The 1721-nt window shown below is 40.6% G+C and carries 1 protein-coding gene and 1 pseudogene; both read right to left on the bottom strand.

Annotated elements, in window-relative coordinates; translation table 11 throughout:
- Positions 1–133: 133 nt before the first annotated feature.
- Entirely contained in the window at positions 134–985 is an 852-nt protein-coding gene (gene lafA / locus IQR33_RS15540) for a lateral flagellin LafA (protein ID WP_005375019.1), read from the bottom strand.
- A gap of 301 nt (positions 986–1286) precedes the next feature.
- Positions 1287–1721 (bottom strand): annotated as a pseudogene (locus tag IQR33_RS15535) (EAL domain-containing protein); the annotation flags it as partial.

Genomic DNA, 1721 nt, shown 5'->3' with positions numbered 1-1721 from the left:
TTCGGATTCAGAGTGCCTGAATCTCACAAAGATAATACGAGCTCTATTTATATTCGTAGATAAAAATAAAGCCTTCCATAGGAAGGCTTTATAATTAAGACGATTTAAATTAAGCGCACTATTAACTAAGTAATTAGCGTAGTAGTGACATTGCCATGCTTGGAAGCTGGTTAGTTTGAGACAGAACAGTTGTACCTGCTTGCATCAACATTTGGTTCTTAGTCATGTTTGAAGACTCTACTGCAAAGTCTGTATCCATGATACGACCTTTAGATGCTGTAACGTTTTCTACCATGTTACCAAGGTTAGCCATAGTGTGCTCAAGACGGTTGATGTTCGCACCGAAGTCTGCACGAGAGCTACCAATTTTTTCTACTAGACCGTCAGCGCCGCTGATTTTGTCTAGTGCTGCTTTTGCTTTAGTCGCGTCATCGATACCATCTGTAATTGCTGCATCAGCAAGAATAGTAGTGATTTCACCGATACCTGCGCTTGCGCTTACAGTCAATGTTTCAGCAGAAGATGCACCGATTTGGAATGTTACGTCACCTGCACCGAAGCCGCCGCCTTTAAGAAGGTTTTGACCACCGAACTTAGTGTTGTCTACGATGTTGTTTAGTTCTGCAGTAAGCTGTGTGAACTCTTTGTTAAGAGACGCACGGTCTGTTGCACTGTTTGAACCGTTCAACGATTGTGTAGCAAGGTCGTTCATACGGTAAACGATGTTTGTCATTTCATCCATCGCACCTTCAGCAGTTTGCATCATAGAGATGCCGTCTTGTGCGTTACGCATTGCTACTGACATGCCGCGTGTTTGCGCTTCTAGACGGTTAGCAATTTGAAGACCAGCAGCGTCATCAGCAGCTGAGTTCACACGGTAGCCTGTGCTTAGACGTTCCATTGCTGTATTTAGAAGTCCGCTTGTTGTGTTCATTGTGTTTTGAGTTACAAGCGAAGCGTAGTTAGTGTGCATTGATAAAGCCATCTTAGTCTCCTTAGTTAGTCACTATATCTTTCAGGCCTCGGGATATTCCCTTGTCACTAACTAGAGGCGGTCGGTCGGCTTTAATGATTAATTTGAAAATTAAAAAATTTCTAAAAAAGATAAAAATTGATGATTTTTAGTGATTTGTATTCCATGAAAACCGGGAAAATCATCATATAAGCCTAAATTTTTTAGTTAAGTTAAAGAAACTATTGCCCAATGATCTTGTGGTTATCCGTTATAAATAAAAAAACAGCACGAATAAATCGTGCTGTTTTAAATATAAATGGTTGAGTTTCAACTATTCCTCATCAAAAGACTGAAAGGAGAGAGAGGTTGGGATATCGCTGAAATAACCAAAATAATAACTGGCACCCAATAAACGATACCGGTTAAGTTCCGTTTGACTCGCTACACGTCCGGCAACCCAAGTATATTTATGCTTTCTTAAGAACTTAGCAATAGGTAGGAAAGCGTGTCTTTCTTCTTTATCTTCTAGTGTGACTGACAATTTGATCATATCGGGACTAAAGTCTGCGACGCGCTCGAAGTTCACTTGCGATGTCGCGACTTCAAACCAAAGTGAATATGCATTCTCTTTTAACTTTTTGGTGAGTGTGGCGACTTTATCACTATCACATAACGTTTCATCAGCTTGAAGAGAAGGAATCACATGTTGAAAAGCAGAAGAGTGGAATTGAATCGTCTGTTCGAGAAAATAAACCCCAGGCTCCCA

Origin of the sequence: Vibrio sp. OPT46, assembly GCF_015163535.1 — a bacterium.
GTDB lineage: Bacteria > Pseudomonadota > Gammaproteobacteria > Enterobacterales > Vibrionaceae > Vibrio > Vibrio alginolyticus.
This window is presented reverse-complemented; position numbering and strand designations above follow the sequence as displayed.

Coding starts and splice junctions, on each gene's coding strand:
- lafA (WP_005375019.1), bottom strand. CDS start 985: ATGGCTTTATCAATGCACACTAACTACGCTTCGCTTGTAACTCAAAAC.